This is a genomic window from Phyllobacterium sp. 628, assembly GCF_014189505.1.
Lineage (GTDB): Bacteria > Pseudomonadota > Alphaproteobacteria > Rhizobiales > Rhizobiaceae > Phyllobacterium.
Window position 1 is genome coordinate 1,781,809 of the sequence record NZ_CP050301.1, and the last position, 23,431, is coordinate 1,805,239.

20 protein-coding genes, 1 tRNA gene and 1 pseudogene are annotated in these 23,431 nt (G+C 56.8%); 16 read left to right on the plus strand and 6 right to left on the minus strand.

Going from position 1 to position 23,431, the window contains the following annotated elements; genetic code table 11:
• The first annotated feature begins 101 nt into the window (after positions 1-101).
• The 7 genes from HB779_RS10310 (at position 102) to uraH (ending at position 7,421) form a co-directional block, all read left to right on the plus strand.
• Positions 102-689, plus strand: coding sequence for a biotin transporter BioY (locus HB779_RS10310; RefSeq protein WP_188345607.1), 588 nt, complete (start codon positions 102-104; stop codon positions 687-689).
• A gap of 126 nt (positions 690-815) precedes the next feature.
• A complete protein-coding gene (gene puuE / locus HB779_RS10315) occupies positions 816-1,733 on the plus strand; it encodes an allantoinase PuuE (protein ID WP_188345608.1) in 918 nt (305 codons plus the stop codon).
• Entirely contained in the window at positions 1,730-2,230 is a 501-nt protein-coding gene (locus HB779_RS10320) for an ureidoglycolate lyase (protein ID WP_188345609.1), read from the plus strand. Before puuE ends, HB779_RS10320 begins: the two co-directional genes overlap by 4 nt.
• A 387-nt stretch (positions 2,231-2,617) precedes the next feature.
• The gene (gene xdhA, locus HB779_RS10325; protein WP_188345610.1) at positions 2,618-4,033 is read left to right on the plus strand and encodes a xanthine dehydrogenase small subunit; all 1,416 of its coding nucleotides are present in this window, start codon (positions 2,618-2,620) and stop codon (positions 4,031-4,033) included.
• A 185-nt stretch (positions 4,034-4,218) separates the two neighbouring features.
• On the plus strand, positions 4,219-6,564 hold the full coding sequence (gene xdhB, locus HB779_RS10330; RefSeq protein ID WP_188345611.1) for a xanthine dehydrogenase molybdopterin binding subunit: 2,346 nt from the start codon (positions 4,219-4,221) through the stop codon (positions 6,562-6,564).
• Complete coding sequence (gene uraD / locus HB779_RS10335; RefSeq protein ID WP_188345612.1) at positions 6,551-7,054, plus strand: 2-oxo-4-hydroxy-4-carboxy-5-ureidoimidazoline decarboxylase; 504 nt, start codon at positions 6,551-6,553, stop codon at positions 7,052-7,054. The genes xdhB and uraD overlap by 14 nt, the downstream gene beginning before the upstream one ends.
• 10 nt (positions 7,055-7,064) lie before the next feature.
• Positions 7,065-7,421 carry a hydroxyisourate hydrolase gene (gene uraH, locus HB779_RS10340; RefSeq protein WP_188345613.1) on the plus strand — a complete coding sequence of 119 codons (357 nt, stop codon included), beginning with the start codon at positions 7,065-7,067 and terminating at the stop codon, positions 7,419-7,421.
• Positions 7,422-7,630: 209 nt separating this feature from the next.
• On the opposite strand, the pseudogene HB779_RS10345 reads toward uraH, so the two are convergent.
• Positions 7,631-9,174 (minus strand): annotated as a pseudogene (locus HB779_RS10345) (acid phosphatase).
• Between the two features lie 177 nt (positions 9,175-9,351).
• On the opposite strand from HB779_RS10345, the gene HB779_RS10350 reads away from it, so the two are divergent.
• Entirely contained in the window at positions 9,352-10,572 is a 1,221-nt protein-coding gene (locus HB779_RS10350) for a cytochrome-c peroxidase (protein WP_244642518.1), read from the plus strand.
• Between the two features lie 13 nt (positions 10,573-10,585).
• On the opposite strand, the gene HB779_RS10355 is transcribed toward HB779_RS10350, so the two are convergent.
• The 3 genes from HB779_RS10355 to HB779_RS10365 all read right to left on the minus strand — a co-directional run bounded on the left by HB779_RS10355 (position 10,586) and on the right by HB779_RS10365 (position 12,773).
• Positions 10,586-10,789, minus strand: coding sequence for a hypothetical protein (locus HB779_RS10355; RefSeq protein WP_188345615.1), 204 nt, complete (start codon positions 10,787-10,789; stop codon positions 10,586-10,588).
• Positions 10,790-10,896: 107 nt separating this feature from the next.
• Positions 10,897-11,898: an NADP-dependent oxidoreductase gene (locus tag HB779_RS10360; RefSeq protein WP_188345616.1), complete on the minus strand. Its 1,002-nt coding sequence runs from the start codon at positions 11,896-11,898 to the stop codon at positions 10,897-10,899.
• A gap of 59 nt (positions 11,899-11,957) precedes the next feature.
• On the minus strand, positions 11,958-12,773 hold the full coding sequence (locus HB779_RS10365; protein WP_188345617.1) for an oxidoreductase: 816 nt from the start codon (positions 12,771-12,773) through the stop codon (positions 11,958-11,960).
• A gap of 89 nt (positions 12,774-12,862) precedes the next feature.
• Here HB779_RS10365 and HB779_RS10370 point away from each other — a divergent pair, with 89 nt between their 5' ends.
• Positions 12,863-13,294 carry a helix-turn-helix domain-containing protein gene (locus HB779_RS10370; protein WP_188345618.1) on the plus strand — a complete coding sequence of 144 codons (432 nt, stop codon included), beginning with the start codon at positions 12,863-12,865 and terminating at the stop codon, positions 13,292-13,294.
• A 28-nt stretch (positions 13,295-13,322) separates the two neighbouring features.
• Here HB779_RS10370 and HB779_RS10375 read toward each other — a convergent pair whose 3' ends face one another.
• Positions 13,323-14,495, minus strand: coding sequence for a DUF2793 domain-containing protein (locus HB779_RS10375; protein ID WP_188345619.1), 1,173 nt, complete (start codon positions 14,493-14,495; stop codon positions 13,323-13,325).
• Positions 14,496-14,739: 244 nt separating this feature from the next.
• Here HB779_RS10375 and HB779_RS10380 point away from each other — a divergent pair, with 244 nt between their 5' ends.
• Together HB779_RS10380 and HB779_RS10385 are read left to right on the plus strand one after the other, a co-directional pair.
• Positions 14,740-16,608: a nucleoside-diphosphate sugar epimerase/dehydratase gene (locus tag HB779_RS10380; RefSeq protein ID WP_188345620.1), complete on the plus strand. Its 1,869-nt coding sequence runs from the start codon at positions 14,740-14,742 to the stop codon at positions 16,606-16,608.
• Positions 16,609-16,704: 96 nt separating this feature from the next.
• The gene (locus HB779_RS10385; protein WP_188345621.1) at positions 16,705-17,628 is read left to right on the plus strand and encodes a glycosyltransferase; all 924 of its coding nucleotides are present in this window, start codon (positions 16,705-16,707) and stop codon (positions 17,626-17,628) included.
• Here HB779_RS10385 and HB779_RS10390 read toward each other — a convergent pair.
• On the minus strand, positions 17,625-18,626 hold the full coding sequence (locus HB779_RS10390; RefSeq protein WP_244642519.1) for a glycoside hydrolase: 1,002 nt from the start codon (positions 18,624-18,626) through the stop codon (positions 17,625-17,627). The two genes, HB779_RS10385 and HB779_RS10390, sit on opposite strands and share 4 nt — an antisense overlap.
• Before the next feature lie 163 nt (positions 18,627-18,789).
• Between HB779_RS10390 and HB779_RS10395 the strand changes: the two genes are divergently transcribed.
• The 5 genes from HB779_RS10395 to HB779_RS10415 all read left to right on the plus strand — a co-directional run bounded on the left by HB779_RS10395 (position 18,790) and on the right by HB779_RS10415 (position 23,428).
• Positions 18,790-18,864, plus strand: a tRNA-Gln gene (locus HB779_RS10395).
• Between the two features lie 183 nt (positions 18,865-19,047).
• Entirely contained in the window at positions 19,048-19,224 is a 177-nt protein-coding gene (locus tag HB779_RS10400) for a YegP family protein (protein WP_188345622.1), read from the plus strand.
• A gap of 464 nt (positions 19,225-19,688) precedes the next feature.
• Positions 19,689-20,732, plus strand: coding sequence for an autoinducer 2 ABC transporter substrate-binding protein (locus HB779_RS10405; protein ID WP_188345623.1), 1,044 nt, complete (start codon positions 19,689-19,691; stop codon positions 20,730-20,732).
• A 222-nt stretch (positions 20,733-20,954) separates the two neighbouring features.
• On the plus strand, positions 20,955-22,454 hold the full coding sequence (locus HB779_RS10410; RefSeq protein WP_188345624.1) for a sugar ABC transporter ATP-binding protein: 1,500 nt from the start codon (positions 20,955-20,957) through the stop codon (positions 22,452-22,454).
• Entirely contained in the window at positions 22,451-23,428 is a 978-nt protein-coding gene (locus tag HB779_RS10415) for an ABC transporter permease (protein WP_188345625.1), read from the plus strand. The genes HB779_RS10410 and HB779_RS10415 overlap by 4 nt, the downstream gene beginning before the upstream one ends.
• The last annotated feature ends 3 nt before the right edge of the window (positions 23,429-23,431 follow it).

Genomic DNA, 23,431 nt, shown 5'->3' on the forward strand with positions numbered 1-23,431 from the left:
TGCTTGCAGACCTTTGTGTGGCTTTCGACGTATTGCAGATAAGTGTCATCCCCAATATACCGTTTTCAACGCGTGGCGAAAGCTGATCCGGAGGATAGAACATGATTGCTGCCCAAACTCGCTCCCTTGCCGAAACATTCCAGCCGGAAGGCCAGCTTGCCAAAGCCGTATGGTTTGTCTCGCTTGCCCTCGTCGGCACGGCGCTGATGACCCTTGCTGCCAAGACCAAAGTCGACATGGTGTTCGTCAATGTGACGATGCAGACCTTTGCGGTCTTTGCCATTTCCGCAGCCTATGGCTCGCGCCTCGCCGTTGCCACCATGGCGCTCTATCTGCTTGAAGGTGCGCTCGGCATGCCCGTTTTCACCGGAACGCCGGAAAAGGGCATTGGACTTGCCTATATACTCAGCACAACGGGCGGCTATCTATTCGCCTATCTCGCTGCCGCCTGGGTGGTTGGCCGTGCTGCCGACAAGGATTTTACCCGCAACCCGGTTGGCCTTGGTCTTGCCATGCTGGCGGGCGAAGCGATTATCCTTGGCCTCGGCTTCCTGTGGTTGGCCTATCTCCTCGGCATTGAAAAAGCCTTTGCCTTCGGTGTTGGCCCGTTCATCGTTGCCGATATCCTGAAGCTGGCTCTGGCTGCTGCCATTGTTCCTGCCGTGGGTTCGCTGCTCAAGCGCCGCTAAACGGTATTGGATTGATCGATAAAAGCCGCGGCTCTGTCCGCGGCTTTTTCTTTTGCCGCATTGACTTTGCAGTGCAGCCTTCGCAGGCTCCGGTAACACGCCCATTCGAAACCAAAGAGGCATTCCTTGGCAGATTATCCCCGTGATTTGATCGGCTTTGGCCGTACCACGCCCGATCCGCAATGGCCCGGCGGTGCGAAGATCGCCGTGCAGTTCGTGATCAATTACGAGGAGGGCGGCGAGAGCTGCATTCTCGACAATGATCCGGCCTCGGAAAATCTGTTGTCGGAGATTGTGGGCGCGGCCGCATGGCCCGGCCAGCGCAATCTCAACATGGAATCGATCTACGAATATGGCTCGCGCGCCGGGTTCTGGCGGCTGTGGCGCCTGTTCACACGGCGCAATCTGCCGGTAACGGTCTATGGCGTGACGCTGGCCATGGCGCGCAATCCCGAAGCGGTAGCGGCCATGCGGGAAGCAGATTGGGAAATCGCCAGCCATGGCCTGCGCTGGCTGGAATACAAGGATTTCCCGGAAGAACTTGAGCGCCAGCATATTCACGAGGCGGTGCGGCTGCACACGGAAATCACAGGATCGCGCCCGCTCGGCCTTTATCAGGGCAAGCCATCGGACAACACATTGAAGATCGTGATGGAAGAGGGCGGTTTCGTCTATTCCTCCGACAGCTATGCGGACGAGCTGCCCTATTGGATCAAGGGGCCCAAAGCGCCGCATCTGATCGTGCCCTACACGCTGGATGCCAATGATATGCGGTTTGCCACGCCGCAGGGATTCAATTCCGGCGACCAGTTCTTCACCTATCTGAAAGACACGTTCGACGTGCTTTACCGTGAGGGCGAGGAAGGTGCCGCCAAGATGATGTCCATCGGGCTGCATTGCCGTCTGGTGGGACGCCCGGGCCGCGCGGCAGCACTGGAGCGGTTCCTCGATTATGTGCAGGGTCATGACGGCGCATGGATAACACGGCGGATCGACATTGCCCGCCACTGGCATGAGCATCATCACCCGGACGCAGCGGCATGACAATCATTCCGCTTGTCGTCCAGCCGCTGACCAAAGCGGCGTTCCGACCTTTTGGCGATGTGATTGAAACCGAAGGCGCGGAAGTACGTCTGATCAACAATGGCACCACTCGGCGGTTTCATGACCTTGCCAATGTGGATGTGACTGGTGAGGACGCGCGGGTTCTGATCAATATTTTTCGCGGGCAGGCTTTTGCGCCGCCTGTCGATATCGTGATGCTGGAGCGGCATCCGCTCGGCAGTCAGGCCTTTGTGCCGCTGCAGAACCGGCCATTTCTGGTTGTGGTGGCGGAAGATGATGCCGGGCGGCCGGGAATGCCTGTGGCATTTCTGGCTTGGGGACATCAGGGCGTCAATTACGGCCGCAATGTCTGGCACCTCCCGCTGATTTCACTCGAAGACGTCTCGGACTTTCTTGTAGTGGATCGCGGCGGGGCGGGGGATAATCTGGAAGAGTTTTTCTTTGACTGTGTGGTGTACAGGATCGAGGCGGTTTGAACTGCAGAGGCTGTTGTGCGTGGTTCGCCTTCGAAGAATTTAGCTCCTTAAACCGTTCCCCTCTCCGTCATCCTCGGGCTTGACCCGAGGACCCACGGCAAAGGAGCATAAATGGCTGCACGAATTCGATGCAATCCAGTTAGTAGGGCTGATGGAGCCGCACTTCTTTAAAGGCTATCGCCTGCTGGAATACACCGCACCCAGCGCACTCTTCAGTGCCTCTTAGCCTTGGGTCCTCGGGTCAAGCCCGAGGATGACGGAGAGAGGTGCATAGGGGGGTGAGCAGAAGGACCTTTAGAAGAGAGAGCCACGCATATATCAATGCAATCACCCCACCCTGTTGTATGCCACTTGACGCCTTACCTCTGCCGGTTGAAGCTGTGAACCATGTCACATGCGATCAAATTTTTTCTGAATGGTCAAAAACACGAAGCATCTGTCCGGCCGGATATGACGGTGCTTGATTGGCTGCGCAATGCGCCGCGCCTGACCGGAACCAAGGAAGGCTGTGCCGAGGGTGATTGCGGTGCCTGTTCGGTGCTCATTGGCGATCCTGCAGGTGATTCGGTGCATTATCACGCTGCCAACAGCTGTATTCTCGCCATGGGCCAGATCGATGGGCGTTCGCTCATCACTGTCGAGGGGCTGAAGACCGAAACCCTGCATCCGGTGCAGGTAGCGATGGCCGAAAACGGCTCGTCGCAATGCGGCTTCTGCACACCCGGCATTGTGATTTCGCTGGCTGGCCTTGCCGCAAACAATGCTGCAGCGGATGACCACGCCATTCACGATGCGCTGGCCGGCAATCTCTGCCGCTGTACAGGCTACCGTCCGATTGTCGAGGCGGCACGCAAGGTGGTCGGTGCGGGCGGAGCGGCAATTGCCGGACCGCACATCGCCGCCTTTGCCGAGATGAAGCCGCAAACCACGCTTTCGTCAGGTGGTTCGATATATCATCAGCCGTCAACGCTGGCTGAGCTCGTGCAATTGCGCAAGGACAGGCCCGATGCGCTGCTTCTCGGCGGAGGCACCGACCTTGGCGTTGCGCTGGCAGATTATCACTCCGATTGGGATGAGGTGATTTCGCTGGCCCATGTGGCCGAACTGCGGGCCATCGGCGAATCTGATAATCACTTGAGCTTTGGTGCTGCGGTGACATGGGAAGAGGTGCTGGCGCGGGTAGCAGAGTTTTATCCGTCTTTCGCCACGCTGATCCGGCGGTTCGGCTCGACACAAATTCGCTCCATGGGCACCATCGGCGGTAATATCGGTACGGCTAGCCCGATTGGTGACGGTCCGCCTGCGCTGATTGCGCTGGGTGCCGACGTTGAACTTGCCTCGCTCAATGGCAGGCGGTTCGTGGCGCTGGAAGACTTCTTCCTCGACTACCGGAAGACGGAGTTGCGCGCCGATGAGGTGATTGCCTCAGTCTCTATCCCCAAGCCGAAGCCGGAGCAGGAATTTCGCGTTTACAAGATTTCCAAGCGTTATGATCAGGATATTTCTACCGTATGCGGTGCATTCTCCATCACCCGTGAGGACGGACAGGTGCGCAGCGCCCGCATCGCGTTTGGTGGTATGGCGGCCATACCGCGCCGGGCTGTGGAAGCGGAGCATGCGCTTGTCGGCAGCCAGTTCGATGCCAAGGCGGTTGAGGCCTGCGCTGCAGCCATCACCGCTTCGTTCAAGCCGCTCAGCGACTGGCGCGGCACTTCCGATTACCGGTTGCAGGTGGCTGGCAATCTGGTTGAACGGTTCTGGCGCGATGTGGCCGGTGAGACGGTGGAGGTGATGGCGCTGTGATTTATAGTTTTCGCCATTTTCGTACCCCCCTCTGCCCTGTCGGGCATCTCCCCCACAAGGGGGGAGATCAGCCTTCAATACTATTTCGAGTAGTTCTAAGGCATTGCAATATAAGCGGTCATGCTGATGTCGATGTGATCTCCCCCCTTGTGGGGGGAGATGCCCGATAGGGCAGAGGGGGGTAAATGACAAACAATACCCCACAAATCGTCCAACGCAGTATCGTCGGCAAGGGCATTGCGCATGATTCCGCTGCGCGGCATGTGGCTGGCGATGCCAACTATATCGACGATATGCCGGAATTGCCGGGTACGCTGCATGCGGTTTTTGTGCTGTCGCCCGTGGCGCACGGCAGGCTGAAGTCCATCGACGCTGCGCCCGCGCTGGCGATGCCAGGCGTTGCCGGGGTGTGGTGGGCCAAGGATGTGCCGGGACACAATGAAGTCGGCCCCATTCTCAACGGTGAAACCCTGTTTGCCGAGGATATTGTCGACCATGAAGGGCGCGTTATCGCGGTCGTGGCAGCGCGGGATTTCGAAACGGCCTATCGTGCCGCCAAACAGGTGAAGCTCGATATCGAGCCGCTCGAACCAGTTCTCGATATCGAGGAGGCGCACCGGCGCAAGAACTATGTCCTGCCGCCGCAAGAAGTGGTCGACGGCGATGCGGCAACTGCACTGGCCAGTGCACCGCATGTCTTGTCAGGCACATTGCATATGGGCGGACAGGACCATTTTTATCTGGAAACGCAGATCGCCTATGCTATTCCCGGCGAAAACGGTGAGATGCTGGTGCATTCCTCGACACAGCACCCGACCGAGGTGCAGCACCATGTGGCGCTGATCCTCGGGCTGCATGCCAATGCGGTGGAATGTCAGGTGCGGCGCATGGGCGGCGGGTTCGGCGGCAAGGAAAGTCAGGCGACGATCATTGCCGGAGCAGCGGCGCTGGTGGCTGCCAAAACCGGCAAGCCGTGCAAGATGCGGCTGAAACGCCGTGATGACATGGCTGGGACCGGCAAACGGCATGACTATGTCGCCCACTGGAAGGTCGGCGTGGACGGGCGCGGCCGCATTCTCGGGCTTGATGTCGAATATCTGGCGCGGGCCGGCAACCTGCCTGACCTGACCGGCCCGGTGATCACCCGCACGCTGACCCACACGGACAATGCCTATCACATTCCGCATGCACGCTTTACCGGCCATGCCTGCAAGACCAACACGGTTTCGAATACGGCATTTCGCGGATTTGGCGGACCGCAGGGCATCCTGACCATTGAAAACATCATTGATACCATCGCGCGCGAATTGAAGCTGGAGCCAAATAGCGTCCGGGCTCTCAATTATTATGGCGAGGATACGGGCGAAGTGACGCCTTATGGTCAGCCGGTTGACGACAACCGGCTTGTCGAGGTGACTGAAGCGGTCTTGTCGTCCGCCGACTGGCAGCGGCGCCGAGCCGAAATCGACGCGTACAATGCGGGCAATCCGGTGATCCGCCGCGGTTTGGCAATGATGCCGGTGAAGTTCGGCATTTCCTTCAACCTGACATCGCTCAATCAGGCCGGTGCGCTGGTGCATGTCTATCTCGATGGTTCGATTTTTCTCAACCATGGCGGCACGGAAATGGGGCAGGGCCTGTTCGTCAAAGTGGCGCAGGTCGTGGCCGAAGTGTTCCAGGTTGAGCTTGACATGGTTCGTATATCCTCGACGGCCACCGGAAAAGTGCCGAACACCAGCGCCACGGCAGCCTCCACCGGTTCCGATCTGAACGGCATGGCGGCTTTCAAGGCGGCGACGGCGATCAAGGCTCGGATGACCACGGTTGCGGCCGAACATTTCAGTGTCGAGGAAGAGCATATCGTCTACCGCGAGGGCCGGGTTCACGCGGATAACGAATCCATATCATTCGGCGAACTCGCCAAGATGGCATGGCTGAAACGGGTGCAGCTCTCTGAAGCCGGGCATTATGCGACGCCGAAAATTCATTGGGACGGTAAGGCGATGAAGGGCAGGCCCTTCTTCTACTTCACCTACGGCGCTGCCGTGGCGGAAGTCGCCGTCGATACGCTGACGGGCGAAACACGCTGTCTGCGCGCCGATATCCTGCAGGATGTCGGTTCGCCGCTCAATCCAGCCATTGATCTCGGCCAGATCGAAGGTGCTTTCGTACAGGGCATGGGCTGGCTGACCTGTGAGGAATTGTGGTGGGACAAGGCGGGGCGGCTGCGCACCGTGGGCCCCTCCACCTACAAGATTCCCGGTTCGCGTGATGTACCGCCGGAATTCAATGTGCGGATTCTCGACAATGCGCCCAACCGCGAGGAGACGGTTTTCCGCTCCAAGGCCATTGGCGAGCCGCCACTGATGCTGGGCGTTTCCGTCTGGCTCGCCATTCGCGATGCGATTGCCTCCATTGGCAACGGAAGCTTCGCGCCGCAACTCGATGCGCCCGCAACACCGGAAAATGTGCTGCGGTCGCTCAATGCAGTGAAAGAACGCATGAAGAAAGGTCTCGATGACACTCGATGAACTGAACGAAGCCACCCCGGAAGCCTTTGTCAAAGCGCTTGGCGGTATTTTCGAACATTCACCCTGGGTGCCGGAAGCCGTCGTGCCGTTGCGCCCCTTTGCCAGTGTCGAACTGCTGCATGCGGCCATGGTGGGTGCGGTGGAAAAGGCCGGGCAGGTGGCGCAGCTTGGCCTCATCCGTGCTCATCCCGATCTTGCGGGCAAGGCGGCGCGGCAGGGCAGCCTGACCGCGCATTCTACCAGTGAGCAGAAGGGCGCCGGGCTTGATCGTTTGACTGATAGCGAATTCACCGAGTTTCACCGTTTGAATGATGGCTATCAGGGGCGCTTCGGCTTTCCGTTCATTCTCGCGGTGCGCGGTCATGACAAACAGTCCATTCTTACCGCATTCAGGACCCGACTGCAGAACAATGCCGGGGAAGAGGTGGGCGAAGCACTGCGCCAGATCGCTTTGATTGCGCGTTTCCGGCTTGATGATCTGATTGTTTGAAAGCGACCCCATGGGAAAACTCTCCACACATGTGCTTGATACCGCCACGGGCCGCCCGGCTTCCGGCATGAAGCTAACGCTGCATCGGATCGATGCGGATGAGACGCGGCATTTGTTGAAAACGCTGGTGACCAATGCTGATGGACGAACGGACGAACTGCTATTGTCGCCCGATGCCATGGTCGCCGCGTGCTACGAGATCAGCTTTTTTGTCGAGGAATATTTCAGGGCAAAGGGTGTGGAACTGGTGGAACCGGCATTTCTGGGCGTCGTGCCGATCCGGTTTGGAATCGCGGATGTGGACGGGAATTATCATGTGCCGCTGCTGGTGACGCCATGGTCCTACTCGACGTATCGGGGGAGTTAGGCGCTATCAATTGTTGCAATAATATTGTGCGTGGTTCGACAAGCTCACCATGAGGGAGATTGTCGATTGCAAAGCCAATGGCGGTGCAGAGGATTGTTATCTGCAACCCTCACTCTCCCTCATGGTGAGCTTCCTGAGCTTGTCGAAGGGCGAACCACGCACAGTGTTCATGCCAGCGCGTACCGCCTGTATTTCATCCAGCACCCAATCTAAAGATGTGATGTCAGATCAAGCGCGCTGGTAAGGTCTCCCAGCGGTTGTTCATGATAGGACGCGACGGCCTGATCCCGCACGGTAATGCCGTGCAGCGTCGGCAGTTCAAACCGCCGCGTGATGAAGCGGAGAATGGATGTCGTATCCATGGGCGTGTGATCGACAAAACCGGGACGGGCAAACGGTGACACGATGATCGCGGGGATACGGCTGCCCGGACCCCAGCGGTCGGCTTTCGGTGGTGCGACGTGATCCCAGATGCCGCCATTTTCATCATAGGTGACCACAACAAGCATGTGCGGCCATTGCGGGCTTTTCTCAAGATGATGGATGAGATCGACAATGTGGTTATCGCCCGATTGAATATCGGCATAACCCGAATGCTCGTTAAGATCGCCTTGAGGCTTGTAGAACGCAACCTGCGGTAGCTTTCCCGCGTCGATGGCCTTGATGAATTCCGCGCCAGCCAATCCGCCATCGCGCAAATGTTCGGCGCGGGCCGGTGTACCGGGTGCGAAGCTCGCATAATAGTTCAGCGGCTGATGATGATACTGAAAATTGGGAGCAGGCGTTTTGTTGCCATGGTCAAGCACATCCTGCCAGGCGCCGCCATACCAGGCCCAATCGATCCGTTTCAAACTTAACAGATCGCCGATTGTCGGCTCGGTCTGCGGCGGCAACGTGGTGGGCTGTGCCGGGTCGGCGCTCATTGGATCGGCACCGGCAGCAGGCGCGTTGGCACTGGGCTGATAGGGCGGTTGCATGGTGTTGACGGCGTAGAAATCCGGGGTGAGATTGCCGTCGCTGACAAATTTCGGCGGCCCGTCGATTGCCGATTTCGGCGAATTGGCGGCCCTCGTCAAGCTGGTTCCATCCGGATCAACGGCGGCTATCGTTGGCTTGGCCGGGTTCTTGTCCGCATCGGGATAAAACGGCGCACAGGCGCAAACCAGCCATTGATGATTGAAGAACGAACCGCCGAAGGCACCCATGAAAAAGTTGTCAGCCAATGTATATTGCTGGGCGACCTTCCACATGGCCATTTTGGAACCATCCCACATACCCATCACCATCGCGCCGGAATCGGCATAGGCGGCGAACTTGTCGTTCTTCCCCCGTCGATTTGCATTTGGTTCTGGTAATAGCGATGCCACAGGTCACGGGTGATTGTGGTGATCGGCAGGTTAAACCCCTTGGCATCATCAACGTAATAGGGCTGGTTGGGCAAATGTTCCGTTTCGGCTTCGGTAACGGGTGGGGTAATGCCTTTGGCGGTCAGGCCATTCCAGACGGGTGGCAGTTCTTTCAGCGGACTGCCGTCACGGTCAAGCTGAACCGGGCTTGCGGTTGCAGTCGCCTGCAGACCATCGGCGCCGGGAAAGTGACCGTAAAGATTGTCGAAGCTGCGATTTTCCGCATAAATCACCACCACGGTTTGGATCTGCTTCAGATTATCGGACGGTGTATCGTTCAACCCTGCTGCATAAACCGGAGCCGTAAAACCGCCCGCTAAAGCCAGTGTTGCCGTCGTGGTGATCATGCTGGAAAGGATAGACCGCATTCTGGTAACCTCCGGTGTATCGGCATTGCTTTCTGGGCAAAACCACGGCTATCCTGCGATGGCCAGATCATTCGATCCCCAAAGGAAACCATGGAACAAGGCCGTCGCGCAATAGCCTGTTGGTATATGGTTTTGTGTGTTCTGTGCACACTGACTATGCTGTCCGTTGTGCGCGCTGCTGTTTCTGCTTCCCACCCGCCCGAGACAAAGCAAATCTCGCAAAAAAGTGAACTGACGCGTGCGGATATCCGGCATCAGGTCGAGGCAATGCGCGACCTTGGACGGGCTCTTTTCTTCGACAAGCGATTGTCTGGTTCGGGCAAGATGTCATGTGCATCCTGTCACGATCCCGACCATGGTTTCGGTCCCGCCAATGATCTGGCCGTCCAGCCCGGTGGCAATGATCTGCATCAGCCGGGGCTGCGTGCCGTCCCGACCTTGAAATATCTGCAAGCAGTCCCGGCCTTCACCGAACATTTTTTCGATTCGGAAGACGATTCGGACGAGAGTATCGACAATGGCCCGACCGGCGGACTGACATGGGATGGGCGTGCGGATCGGGGAAGGGATCAGGCGAAAATTCCGCTGTTGTCGCCGTTCGAGATGGCCAATCCGGACGAAGCGGCTGTGGCGCAGCGCCTTGTCGCGGCGGGGTACAGCAAGAGGATCGCTGCACTATCCGGCGCAACAGAGGCGCCAGATGCGGAAGCCAGTGTTGCTGTTGCCACCAAGGCGCTTGAGATATTCGAGCAGGATTACAAAACCTTCTATCCCTATTCGAGCAAGTATGATGCCTACCTCGCCGGCAAGGTGACGCTGACACCGCAGGAGGCGCGCGGACTGGAGCTTTTCAACGATGCCAAGAAAGGCAATTGCGCTTCATGTCATATCAGCCAGCGCAGCAATGACGGGACGCCGCCGCAATTTACCGATTTCGGTTTGATCGCGCTTGGTGTGCCGCGCAATCCAGCCATTCCCGCCAACCGTGATGCCGGCTATTTCGATCTCGGGTTGTGCGGGCCGCTTCGCACTGATTTTACCGGGCGTCAGGATTATTGCGGCCTGTTTCGTACCCCGACACTGCGCAATGTTGCTTTACGAAAAGTGTTTTTTCACAACGGGGTATTCCGGTCGCTGCGTCAGGCCGTGGAGTTTTACGCTGAACGCGATACCAATCCGGATCGCTGGTACTCGCGCAACCCGGACGGCAGTATCAATAAGTATGATGACCTGCCGCAATATGCCAAGGCCAATGTCAACGTGGATCCGCCGTTTGACCGGCATGCGGGTGATGCTCCGGCACTGAATGGTACCGAGATCGATGATATCGTTGTGTTCCTTGGTACGCTCACTGATGGCTACCGCCTGCAGCGATAACTTTCTGCGCCTGTCAGGACTGACCGGGCAGGTCCAAAATCTGCGCTACGGCTTCAACATTCTTGCCCTGCGTTGTAACGTCGCCGCCATCAGACACGGTAAGGATGGTTCCGTTGGCAAAACGCAGAACCCAGGCATCATCGCCATCATTGCGGCGGCGATCCGTCAGCTCAATGCCTGCTGCGGAGACTTGTGCAATCGCGTTTTCGATATCCATTGATGTCACCTATCTCAGAGGGCCTGCCCGCATTAGCTATTTGAAATGAAAAGCTGTCAATATGGCTGCGGGCCGCGGACGCCATTGGCGTCGATTGGCGGCCAGTTTCATTTCACAGTGATGACTACCTTTCCTTTCGCGCGGCCCGTCTCGACGTAAGCGAGCGCCTCATTGGTTTTTTCGAACGGGAAGAGCCGATCCACCACCGGGCGTATGGTGCCAGCTTCAATCAGGGACGTAATCTTACCAAGCTGCCCGCCATTGGCCGTCATGAACAGGAAGGAATAGCTGACGCCTCGGCGTTTCGATTTTCGTCTGATGCTGAAACTCAACAGGCGCATGATCTGTTGAAACAGCCAGCCGGAACCATTCTGCTTGGCGAAATCCCGGTCGGGCGGCCCGGAAATCGAGATCAACTTGCCGCCCGCCCTCAGCACGCGAAGGGATTTCTCCAGCGTATCCGGTCCGAGACTGTTCAACACGACGTCATAATCCTGCAGGACTTCTTCGAAATTGTCCTTCTTATAGTCGATCACGACGTCCGCGCCGAGGCTTTTGACAAGATCGATATTAGCTGTGCTCGTGGTCGTCGCCACGTGTACTCCGAGATGCTTGGCAAGCTGGATCGCGATCGTGCCCACGCCGCCCGAGCCGGCATGGATCAAAACTTTCTTCCCTTTCTGGACGTTGGCCCGCTCGACAAGCACCTGCCACGCGGTCAGGGCGACAAGCGGAATGGACGCGGCCTCCGCCATGGTCAGATTGTTCGGCTTGATCGCGACATCGGCCTCATCAACGGCGATATATTCAGCAAATGTCCCGATACGGTCCTGAGCTGGACGTGCATAGACCGCATCGCCGGGTTTGAACTGCCGCACATTGGCCCCAACCCGGATCACAATGCCTGCAACATCATTACCGAGAACCAGGGGTAGGCGGTAGGGCAGGATAAGCTTGAATTCGCCATCCCTGATTTTCGTATCCAGGACATTCACACTGGCGGCGTGAATCTCCACCATCACATCATTGTCCCGCAGTTCTGGTTCGGGGATTTCCGTGAACCGCAGGGTGCCACCTTTCGCGTAGCGATCGATCAGGAATGATTTCATAAGACGAGCTTTCGTTTCTGTGCTCAACGAGCGAACTCACGTACTGCGGGAGTCAATCTTCAGTTGGGAAGCTGGCTGAACTTCCGCAGGTTTTTGTCTACAAAGGCTTCCGGCAAAAACCGCCGCATAAAACGAACCTGTCCGGCTACTTTGCCTGCAGTATAGCGTCTTTTAGGTGACGGAGCATTGGCGGCTCTTACGACCGTTGCGGCGACTATTTCAGGTGCGTCGCCCTTCTCGATGAGGTCGCGCATCAGCTTTTCCGCGTTCGCACGAATAGTATCATAGACGGCAAGCGGCTGGTCTGGCCGGGTCAGGTTCTCTTCGAACGACGTATGGGTCACACCGGGTTCGACCAGCACCACGCGGATACCCTGTGTTCGAACTTCGTGGTCAAGCGATTCCGAATAACCCTCGATCGCGTGTTTGGTGGATGCGTAGAGGGCATTATAAGGGCTGGGAATGAGGCCGAGGATGGAACTCAGGTTGACAATTCGGCCGCTGCGCTGGCGTCTCATGATGGGCAAGACAGCATTTGTCATCCGCAGGACACCGAACACATTTACGTCGAACACTGTCTTGGCTTGAGCAACTGATGATTCTTCGGCACCGCCGAGCAGCCCGATCCCGGCATTATTGACGAGGAGATCAATCTGTCCGGTACGGCTGAGAACCTCATCAACAGCCGCTTGCACCGATACGTCGTCGGTTACATCGCAGATCAGCATTGTGATGCCGTCGGGGGTATTGGGCATAGGCTTTCGGCTGGTTCCGAACACGCGGTAGCCATCGCGCCGCAACGCTTGTGCCGTTACCAGCCCAATGCCGGAGGAAGCGCCCGTAACCAGGGCGACGCGGATGTCTGTCTTGCTCATTGCGTTCTGCTTTCATTTTATGATGGAATATCGGAGAAAAATAAGTTACTATCAAATTAGTAGTAAGTCACTATCAAAAAGATATCAACATGAAGAATCTTTCAGACCAGCCATGTCTTATCGCCCGAAGCCTTGCCCTCGTAGGGGACGCATGGAGCATGCTGATCATGCGCGATGCCCATGCGGGTCTCACGCGTTTTGATGAATTCCGTAAGAGTCTTGGCATCGCGCCAACGATGCTGACGGCCCGGCTTTCCGCCTTGACCGATGAGGGAATGCTTGAGAAACGCCGTTATTCAGACCGGCCGCCGCGGGACGAATATCTGCTGACGGAAGCCGGGCGCGACTTTCTGCCGGTGCTGTTTGCAATCGGTGCGTGGGGCCGCAAACACCGCAATGGTGGTAAGGTGACCAAGTTCTTTGATGCCGAGACTGGAACGGAAATCGACGCCGTCACCATTGATCGGGGCACCGGCGCTCCGGTCGGGACGCGCCCCATCCGGATCGTCATGCCCGAATGAGACGCTGCGCAACTGATGAATTGGCGCCTTATCCGTAAACGCCCACCACGCGGAAACGGCGTTTTTCATCAGCGCCAAACACCACGAGATTGCTTGATGAAGCCGGCGATGGTTCGGTGCAGGCGAATGTCAAATCACCGGTGGTATCCACCTTCAACAACACCCCGTCCTGCGGGAAAGCGCTGCCGAAATATTTTTGCATGAGTGGTGAGATATCCACGAAAATGCGCTGATTTTTGGGGTCCAAAGTTTGAATAGCGTCACCCGCTGTCCACTGCCGGATATCGTCCGGATTGCTCACCTGCAACTGGTTGGCGGCCGTATCCCATTTGGCCCAGGCTGATTGAGCCGGGGATTTGCCAATGTTCCAGATGCGCACCATGGCAACACCCCGCATATCCGATGCAAACATATTCGCAGCAATGTCTGGGCCAAGAGTGAGGAGGTCGCCGGAGACGGAAGCGACCCTCGCCGTTTCTGCGGCCGGTGCGAGAATCGCGTTCTCCATGTCGGACAAAAACATCAAACCGGACAGTTTTCGCCCGGTTCTGGTGTGAACAACGCCGCCCGGGAACTGGACAGTGCCAGCGCCATTGTTGGCCACCATCACATCGTGCCATTGATTGCCGTCGACGCTGGTCTTGATCGAGAAGTTGCTGTTCCAGATAGTGCCAATCTCGGCACGGCCTGAATAGCCGCTCTGAAACAGGATTGAGGCCAGATGCTGGTCATCTAACTTGTTGATTTTCAACTGATGTCCGCCGTCTTCATGGTCAAACAGCGAAGCCGGGCTTTTCAGGCTCAGCCGGTTGGTATCGTCAGCAAGGGTGTTGATGCCGACATGAGCGATCGGATTTGCTCCCACGCTGATATCAATCCAGAAGAGACCGTCGAAAACCGCAAAACATGCTTCTTCGACAATCCATGCCAGCCAGCCATGCTGCGGTTGAAAGAAAGTCCAGCCGCCATCCTGCCATTCGGCAATGTATTTGGGATTGCTGGCCCATGCGCCGGTAGCATTCGATGGGATGATGTACCGCTCTCCCTCATCCGCTTCCAGCGGCGGTTCAGGCACCTCCCGACTGATGACGAAAAGATGCACGATTGTGTCGAGCACGCGGATCGCCTCATTGTGCGTGACGTGTTTTTGCGCCTGGGATGGCGCGATGTAGGGGAGTTTGAGGTTCGGTGTCTGGTCCATTGTTGTTCTATCCTTTCTCTTGAACAAGCCAAGGATAAACCCGCGCAGTCTATGTTGGATAAGTTGACATAAGTGAAGGATGTCAATTGACCGCTGAAGGATCATTGCATTTATGTAACCCTATGTTACTGGTCTTTAAGCCATTCGGGGTACAATGGCTGAGCACGACGATCAAACAAATGCCGCAAATTGAACGCCAAGACACATTGCCAGACCAAGGCATTTTCATGAACACCGAGGATCAATGAAATTGGAAAATTTTCGGCAACGCATCGCGATGATGCCGCGTCGTTACAAACAGATGCTCCTTGTCACATTCGACATGGTGGTGCTGACGTTTGCGGCATGGTTCAGCTATGTGCTGAGATTCAATACACTGTTTATGCCCAACACCGAGCAGGCAATGCTGATCATTGCCGCGCCGTTGATCGCATCGCCGCTGTTCATTCGCTTTGGCCTTTACCGCGCCGTCATCCGCTATCTGCCTGACAAGGCCATCTGGACGATGATCCAGGCTGTGACCTACGCGGTGCTGATCTGGGTTGCTGTGGCGTTCCTGACGCAAATGACTGGCGCTGACGGTGTGCCGCGCGCCGTGCCGTTCCTGTATTGGGTATTGGCCATCGCGCTGATCTGCGGCAGCCGGTTTGCCGCCAAGTGGCTGCTGTGGAGCCCCTTGCGGGAAAAACTGCTGTCGCGCCAATGCCTGATTTTTGGAGCGGGCGATGCCGGACGGCAGCTCGCCAACGCACTGCGCAGCCAGAACGAGGTTTTCGTTGCCGGATTTGTCGATGATGACCACAGCCTGCATGGCATGGATATTCTTGGTATCCGCGTCTATCCCACCGCGCAGATTGAAAGCCTCATTGATAATTTTGGTATCAATGAGCTGATCGTCACCATCTCGTCGCTGAGCGGCGACAAGCGGCGCCGTCTGATCGGCCAGCTGAAATCGCTGAATGTGAAGGTGCGCATTCTTCCGGCGATTTCAGACCTGACAGCGGGCAAATATATCGTCAGCAATCTGCGCGATATTGATATCGACGATTTGCTTGGCCGTTCGCCTGTGCCTGCCGACCCCATTCTTCTCGACAAGACAGTGGAAAACCGCGTTGTTCTGGTCACCGGTGCTGGCGGCTCGATCGGCTCGGAACTCTGCCGCACCATCGTGAAGCTCGCACCGGCCAAGCTCGTACTCTTCGACGTGAACGAACACAGCATCTATCAGCTGCATCGGGAACTGGCTGCTATCGGAGATTGCCTGATCGTGCCGGTACTGGGCTCAATCAGCGATGAGATCCTGCTGAGGCGTGTGATGGAGGAGCATAAGGTCGAGAACGTCTACCACTGCGCTGCCTACAAGCACGTGCCGCTGGTCGAGGAAAACGTCGTTGAAGGCGCGCGCAACAATGTCATTGGCACCGATGTGCTGGCGGCAGTGGCGCGTGAAGCGGGCGTGCGCAATTTTGTGCTGATTTCGTCGGACAAAGCTGTCCGCCCGTCCAACATCATGGGTGCGACCAAACGCTGGGCCGAACTGATCGTGCGCTATCATGGCGACGAGGCCAACAAGCGCGGCACGGGCCAGATCTTTACCTGTGTGCGCTTTGGCAATGTCATTGGTTCCAGTGGCTCGGTTGTGCCGCTGTTCCGCGAGCAGATCGCGCATGGCGGTCCGCTGACGGTTACCCATGACGAGATGACACGTTATTTCATGTCCGTGCGTGAGGCAGCCGAATTGATCATTCAGGCGGGAGCGTTGTCTGAAGGCGGCGATATCCTGCTGCTGGAAATGGGTGAGGCGGTGCGTATCCGCGATCTGGCTGAAAACATGATCCTGCTGGCTGGACTGTCGGTGAAGGACGCCAAGAATCCCGATGGCGACATCGAAGTGGTAACGATTGGCATTCGCGATGGCGAAAAGCTGCACGAGGAGCTTTTCTACGATCCGACCGGTGTTTCCGCGACGAGCCATACGAAAATCCTGCGGGCAAAACGCCGCACTGCGTCGGTCGAGCATTTGCCGTCAGCGGTGGCTGAACTGCGCGAACTCATCGTCAGACAGGATGCAGACGCCGTCCGCGCCTTGTTGTTTGATCAGGCCAGTTCATAGGGGTTGCGACCGGTTTCGATACGTTGACCCTATTCTTGGCCATATTGACCGGCAGAAACAGCACAGCACGATAAACACAGGGCGGGATACGGGCTGTTGAAACGGGCACCATCATCTGGAACGCTTGCTGTGCTCATGGCAACGCTCAATGGCGCTGCTTTCCTCGAGGAGCAATTGGCATCGATAGCGGGGCAAACCTATCCCGATATCGATTTGTGGGTATCGGATGACGGTTCGACCGACGCAACAATTGCAATTCTGCAGCAATGGGCAAAACGCTGGACCAAAGGTCGCGTGGTACTGTTGCAGGGACCGGGCGCGGGCAGGGCGGAAAATTTTCGCGCGCTGATATCGCATCCGGAACTGCGGGCAGAATATTTTGCCTTTGCCAATCAGGACGACATCTGGGAGCCGGAAAAGCTGGCAACGTCCATCCAGTGGATAGAGCACAATGCTTTTGCCGTCGCCTCGGTTTTCTGCTCGCGCAAACTGAAAATAGCGCAGAACGGCGCTGTTGCCGGGTCATCACCGCTATATCAACGGCCCGCGGAGTTCCGTAATGCGCTGGTACAGAACATCGCCAGCGGCAATACCATGTTGTTCAACCGCACAGCCCAGCAGCTTCTGGCGGAATCCTGCCGCAACGTCGAGTTTTCCAGCCATGACTGGTGGCTTTATCTGATTGTGACCGGAGCGGGCGGCGTGGTGCATTTCGATCCGCAACCCCTGGTCCGCGAGCGCCAGCCAAATCAGCGTGACGGCTGGCAGGGACAACTCGCCGCTGCACGCGCCATGCTGCCTGCGCGTTTTGCCGATCAGGCCGACCGCAACATTCAGGGTCTGGTGCGCAACACAGAATTGCTGACCGGCGACGCCCGCAAGATTTGTGATCTTTACTGGAAGGTCCGGTCCGACAATTTCATCCGCCGCATCCTCGCCCTGCATCAGTCCGGCGTGTACCGGCAGACAGTACTAGGGCAGGTCGGACTCTATCTCGCGGCGATGTTTGGCCGTCTTTAGCGCGCGAGGCTTTTACGGAACCGCAACAGGAGGAAAGCCACCGCCGCAACGGCCACGACAACGCCGGAAATACGCAGCTGGGTGTTTGCCGTGCTGGAAGCCAAAGCACAGGCGCCAAGAACAATATTCAACACAGCCACGCTCGCGACTACCCGCCAGACACTCCAGCCGGAACGCTTTGCCACCTGATAGGCGTGTTTGGAGTGAGCTGCGAAAATATTGTCACCTTCGCGCAGGCGCTTGATCAGGGTTGTGGTGGCATCGGCAATAAAAAACAGCGGCAGAATGAGCCCGGCAGCAATCGACATGTCGCGCGCTGTCATGAAGAAGGCGATACCGCTGAACATGCCGAGCGGCAGACTGCCGGAATCACCAAGAAAGATTATGGCCTTGGGCCGGTTGAACAGGGCAAACCCGGCGAGACCACCGGCAATCGCTGCTGCAATGCTGCCCGTAGCGAGGCTCGCCAGACCAAATATGGCAAAGCCTGCGAGAAAAGCCAAGGGGATGCCGAGGCCCGATACCACCATCAGGTCGAGGCCGTCCATGAAGTTGGTCAGGTTGATGAAATAGACCAGCGCCAGAACCAGCAAACCCTTTTCGACAAGCTCGGGCAGGATTGAGGGAAGCAAACGGAAATCCGGTCCAAGACCATAGATGCAAAGGCACGCTGCGGCGATCTGCGTGGTGATCCGAATGCTTTCCGGCAGGTGGTGGCGGTCATCCAGCATGCCGGTGACCCACAGAATCAACCCGCCGATGGATGTGGTGATAAGAAACCGCTGGTCGAGGCCAGTCTGTGCACCAAAAATCCACAAGAGGACAATCACCACAGGGACAATGGCAAGGCCGCCGAGCTGTCGTGCCGGTTGCGTGTGATTGGAGCGCTCATTGATCCCTGCAGCGAGGAAATGGCCGGGCAGGATGCGGATCAGGATAGCCAGTAGCACGGCGCTTGATATGGCTGCGATAACAATGATCAGGATGATGGGCGACAAGGAAGCGCGTCCTCACTTGAGATGGATGGCAATCGATCAACCCTTGTCATGAAAATAATGCCGAAACAATTGTGTAGAGCGACAAACTGCCCAATCATTGAGATTGCGTATGCCAAAAGCAGAGGTTATAAGGCCGCGCTGTCATGCGAAAGCATTGATATTTTGGGGCGTAGCCAAGTGGTAAGGCAGCGGTTTTTGGTACCGCCATCCCCTGGTTCGAATCCAGGCGCCCCAGCCAACTGTCACGGACATACTCCAAAGAATTCATCCCCTTCCATCGTGCGCCAGTATAACCGCTTGGTTGCAGTGTTTTTTTTCTGTTTGCAGGCTTTAAAGTCGGGTCATCTCCGGCTTGTCAACGCGCGATGCAACTGGCACGCTAAAGTTGTATGATTCATTTTTTACAACGGAGGGAAAACACATGGCCCATAAATTCGAAATTTATAAAGACAAAGCTGGCGAGTTCCGCGTTCGCTTCAAATATAACAGCGAAATAATGTTTTCGACTGAAGGTTACACAAGCAAGACCAGCGCGCAGAACGCCATCGATTCCATCAAGAAAAATGGTCCTGATGCGCCTGTTGAGGACAACAGCTAAGCTGGCATAAACGGCCCGCCGATTTTCACCGGCGGGCTAAGTTTCTTACATGATCTGCCCCTTGGCCCAAGGGTCATTGATTCCGGGTTACACCCTGTCATCGCGCTTCATCGTGATCTTTGCCGCAATAAATTTCTAAGACAATTCAATATTCTTGCGAACATTTGTTCATTTGTCTGCCATGCGTATTGACAAGTCTCCTTGCATTCGAGATGTTAAATGAAACGTTTCATGAAGACATGGATCGCAGGGAGAAGCGCATTTACTGAAGGTTCGGGAGGACCCGAAGTGCGAGTTGTTCGGCAAGCAAACCTATGGCACGGCGGCTGGCATCCAAGGATGCCGGCCAGTCCTGATGCATGAGTACAGCCGAAACTATTTCCCGTGATGCATAAGGTATTTCAGGGCTGACGCTTGTGTGCAGTCCGGGAAATAAAAGGCAAAAACCAAGGGAGGATAAGCCTGTGAAAAAACTGCTCGTATCACTCGCTATCGCTGCGGCGATGGTTGTACCGGCTCTGGCTGACAGTGCGGTGGATACATCCAAGGTCAAAAAGGAATATGTGACCTCCGCCAGCGGCAAGACCTATTCGATTGCCACGGTTGTCAAGGTTGATGGTATCGCCTGGTTCGACCGTATGCGTACCGGCGTTGAACAGTTCAAGTCGGAAACCGGCGCGGATGCCTGGATGGTTGGTCCAAGTCAGGCCGATGCGGCCGCACAGGTGCAGATCGTCGAAAATTTGATCGCGCAGGGTGTCGATGCCATCTGCATCGTGCCGTTCTCGGTGGAAGCGGTCGAGCCTGTCCTAAAGAAGGCGCGCGAACGCGGTATCGTTGTTATTGCCCATGAAGCATCCAACATCGTCAATGTCGATTACGAGCTCGAAGCCTTCGACAACAAGGCCTATGGCGCCAAGCTGATGGAAGTGCTGGCCAAGGATATGGGCGGCAAGGGCAAGTATCTCGCCACTGTCGGCAGCCTGACCTCGAAGTCGCAGATGGACTGGATCGATGGCGCCATCGAATACCAGAAGAAGAATTTCCCGGAAATGTCACTGGCGACCGAACGTCTGGAAACCTATGACGACGCCAATCAGGACTACACCAAGCTCAAAGAAGCCATGACCACCTATCCGGATGTCAAAGGCATTCTGGGTGCGCCCATGCCGACATCGGCCGGTGCGGGCCGTCTGATCGCTGAAGGCGGCCTGAAGGGCAAGGTCTTCTTCGCAGGCACCGGTCTCGTTTCGGTGGCCGGCCAGTATCTCAAGAATGGCGACATCCAGTATATCCAGTTCTGGGATCCTGCCGTTGCTGGCTATGCCATGAACGAGCTTGCCGTTCTGGCGCTGGACAAGAAGAACGACCTGATCAAGGCCGGTCTCGACCTCGGTCTGCCCGGTTATAACAGCCTGCTCGTTCCCGACGCATCCAAGCCAAACCTGCTCTATGGTGCAGGCTGGGTTGGTGTGACCGCCGCGAATATGGGCGATTATAATTTCTAAGGAATAGCGCCAAAGCCTATCTCCCCCTAGTGGGGGAGAAAGCGATTTCAGCATCTTAGCCGCTTGGCTAAGTGCTAGAAATCGCAAGAGAGGGGATAATTGGTTTATGGCAAATCCCCTCTCTTGGATTTTCTAAGGATTTAGCAAAGAGGCTAAATCCAAGAAAATCCGTTCTCTCCCACAAGGGGAGAGATAACTGGCGTGGACATTTGAGAGCAAACCATGAGTGAAAACCTTTTAGAGCTGAAAAATATCGGCAAGCGCTTTGGCGGCCTCGTGGCGCTGGATTCGGTCTCGCTGTCGATCAAGCCGGGTGAAATCCACTGTCTGGCGGGCGAGAACGGCTCTGGCAAATCGACCATCATCAAGATCATGGCCGGTGTCTACCAGCCGACCGATGGTGAAATCCTGATCGATGGCAATAAGGTTGCCGGAATGACGCCTGCGCAATCGGTGCAGCATGGCATTCAGGTCATCTATCAGGATTTTTCCCTGTTCGGAAATCTGACGGTTGCGGAAAATCTGGCGCTGAACACACTGCTTCTGGAAGGCAAACGCACGGTCAGCTGGCGACGGGTGCGTGAACTCGCCGAAAAAGCGCTGGCGCGGCTTGGCGTGACCATGGACCTAGATGTCGATGTCGAGACGTTGCCCACATCCGGCAAGCAGATCGTAGCGATTGCCCGTGCTGTGATGGCGGATGCCCGGCTGATCATCATGGACGAGCCGACCACGGCGCTGACGCGGCACGAGGTCGATGCACTGTTCCGCATTGTCAGGGATATTCAGGCACAGGGCATCGCGGTGCTGTTCGTCAGCCACAAAATGCGCGAGATGCTGGAGATCAGCGAACGTCTGACAGTGCTGCGCAACGGCAAGAAGGTTGCGGAAGGCCCGATCAGCGATTTCGACGAACCGGCTATTACCCGCGCCATGACCGGTCATGATCTGACCGATCAGGCCTATCGCTGGCAACCGGGAGAGGGCGATACATTGCCCCGTCTCGATGTGCGCAACCTGAGCATTGCCAATGCTCTCGAAGACATCAACCTGACTCTGCATGCATGTGAGATTGTTGGCCTTTCCGGCCTCATCGGTTCGGGGCGCACGGAACTCGCGCTGGCATTGTTTGGCATGCATCCGAAATTCACCGGCACGGTCAAGGTTGAGGGCAAGGATGTACACCCCCGCAATGTGCAGGAAGCGATCGCTTGCGGGCTGGCTTATGTGCCCGAAGACCGCCTGACGGAAGGGTTGTTCCTGACCCAGTCGATCGAGCGCAACATGCTGGCGACGTCGCTCGACAATTTCGTGCGCGGCCTGTTCATTGACCGCAAGAAGACCGCTGCAGCAACGACGTCGATGTTCGGTGCGATGCAGATTGCAGCACCTGGACCGCAGACGCCGGTCAACCATCTCTCCGGCGGCAACCAGCAGCGCGTGGTGCTGGCGCGCTGGCTTTTGACGGGCGCGCGCGTGCTTATTCTCAACGGCCCGACCGTCGGCGTTGATGTCGGCTCCAAGGCGCAGATCCATCGCAAGATCCGCGAGCTTGCCACGGAAAACGGCCTCGCCGTGCTGATGATTTCCGATGATGTGCCGGAGCTTGTGCAGAATTGTAACCGCGTGATCGTCATGCATCGCGGCCGTTTCGTTGATGAAATCGGGCCTGATGTTTTGGATGAAGACACTCTAAACGACCGGCTGAAGGCCTTGAAATGACTCTGTTTCGTCGATCAGAATTTATCATCGCGTGCATCCTTTTTGCTGCCATGATCATCATTGGATTGATCAACCCGGCCTTCTGGTCGCTCGACAATCTGTTCGGACTGCTGAGGAGCAATGTCATCATCGGCATCATGGCGCTCGGCGTTCTGGTGGTGATGATCTCGGGCGGTATCGATGTGTCGTTCACCGCCTTTGCTGCGGCAGCCATGTATCTGACCATCAAGGTCATGGTCTATTACGGCTATGACGGCGTCGTACTGCCCTTCATTGCAGCGACGCTGATCGGGCTGGTTCTCGGCGCGTTCAACGCGTTTTTCATCCACACATTTCGCATGATCCCGCTGATTGTCACGCTTGGCACCGGCAGCGTGGTGCGCGGTCTGCTGCTCGGTCTGGTCGGCACCAGCGTTATCAATATCGACAAGATGCCCCAGCAGTTGATCAATTTTGCCAAGACCGATCTGGTCAGTTCAACCTCGGCAACCGGGACCAATTTCGGCCTGACGGCGATGATCCTGATCTATATCGGGCTGGCGCTCGTCACCCATCTTTTCCTGCGCTATACGATCATTGGCCGCAGTATATTTGCTCTCGGCGGCGCGCCTGAAGCGGCCAGCCGCGTCGGCTTCAATACCCGCAAAACGCTGATCTTTGTCTACTGCTTTGCCGGTGCGCTGGCTGGCTTTGCCGGGCTGCTGCATGGCTCGATGATCTGGCTCGCCAACCCGCGCGATTTTGCCGGTCTGGAGCTTGATGTCATTGCGGCTGTGGTTCTTGGCGGTGCCTCGATTTTTGGCGGACGCGGCAGTGTCATCGGCACGCTGCTTGGCGTGTTCATGCTCGTCATGGTCAAGAACAGCCTGATCATCATGAAGGTCGATACGACGTGGCAGCGCGTTGTCGTCGGCCTCATTATCATCGTTGCGACAGCGCTTACCGCCTGGCGCGACCGCAAGAAACTGGTGTGAGAG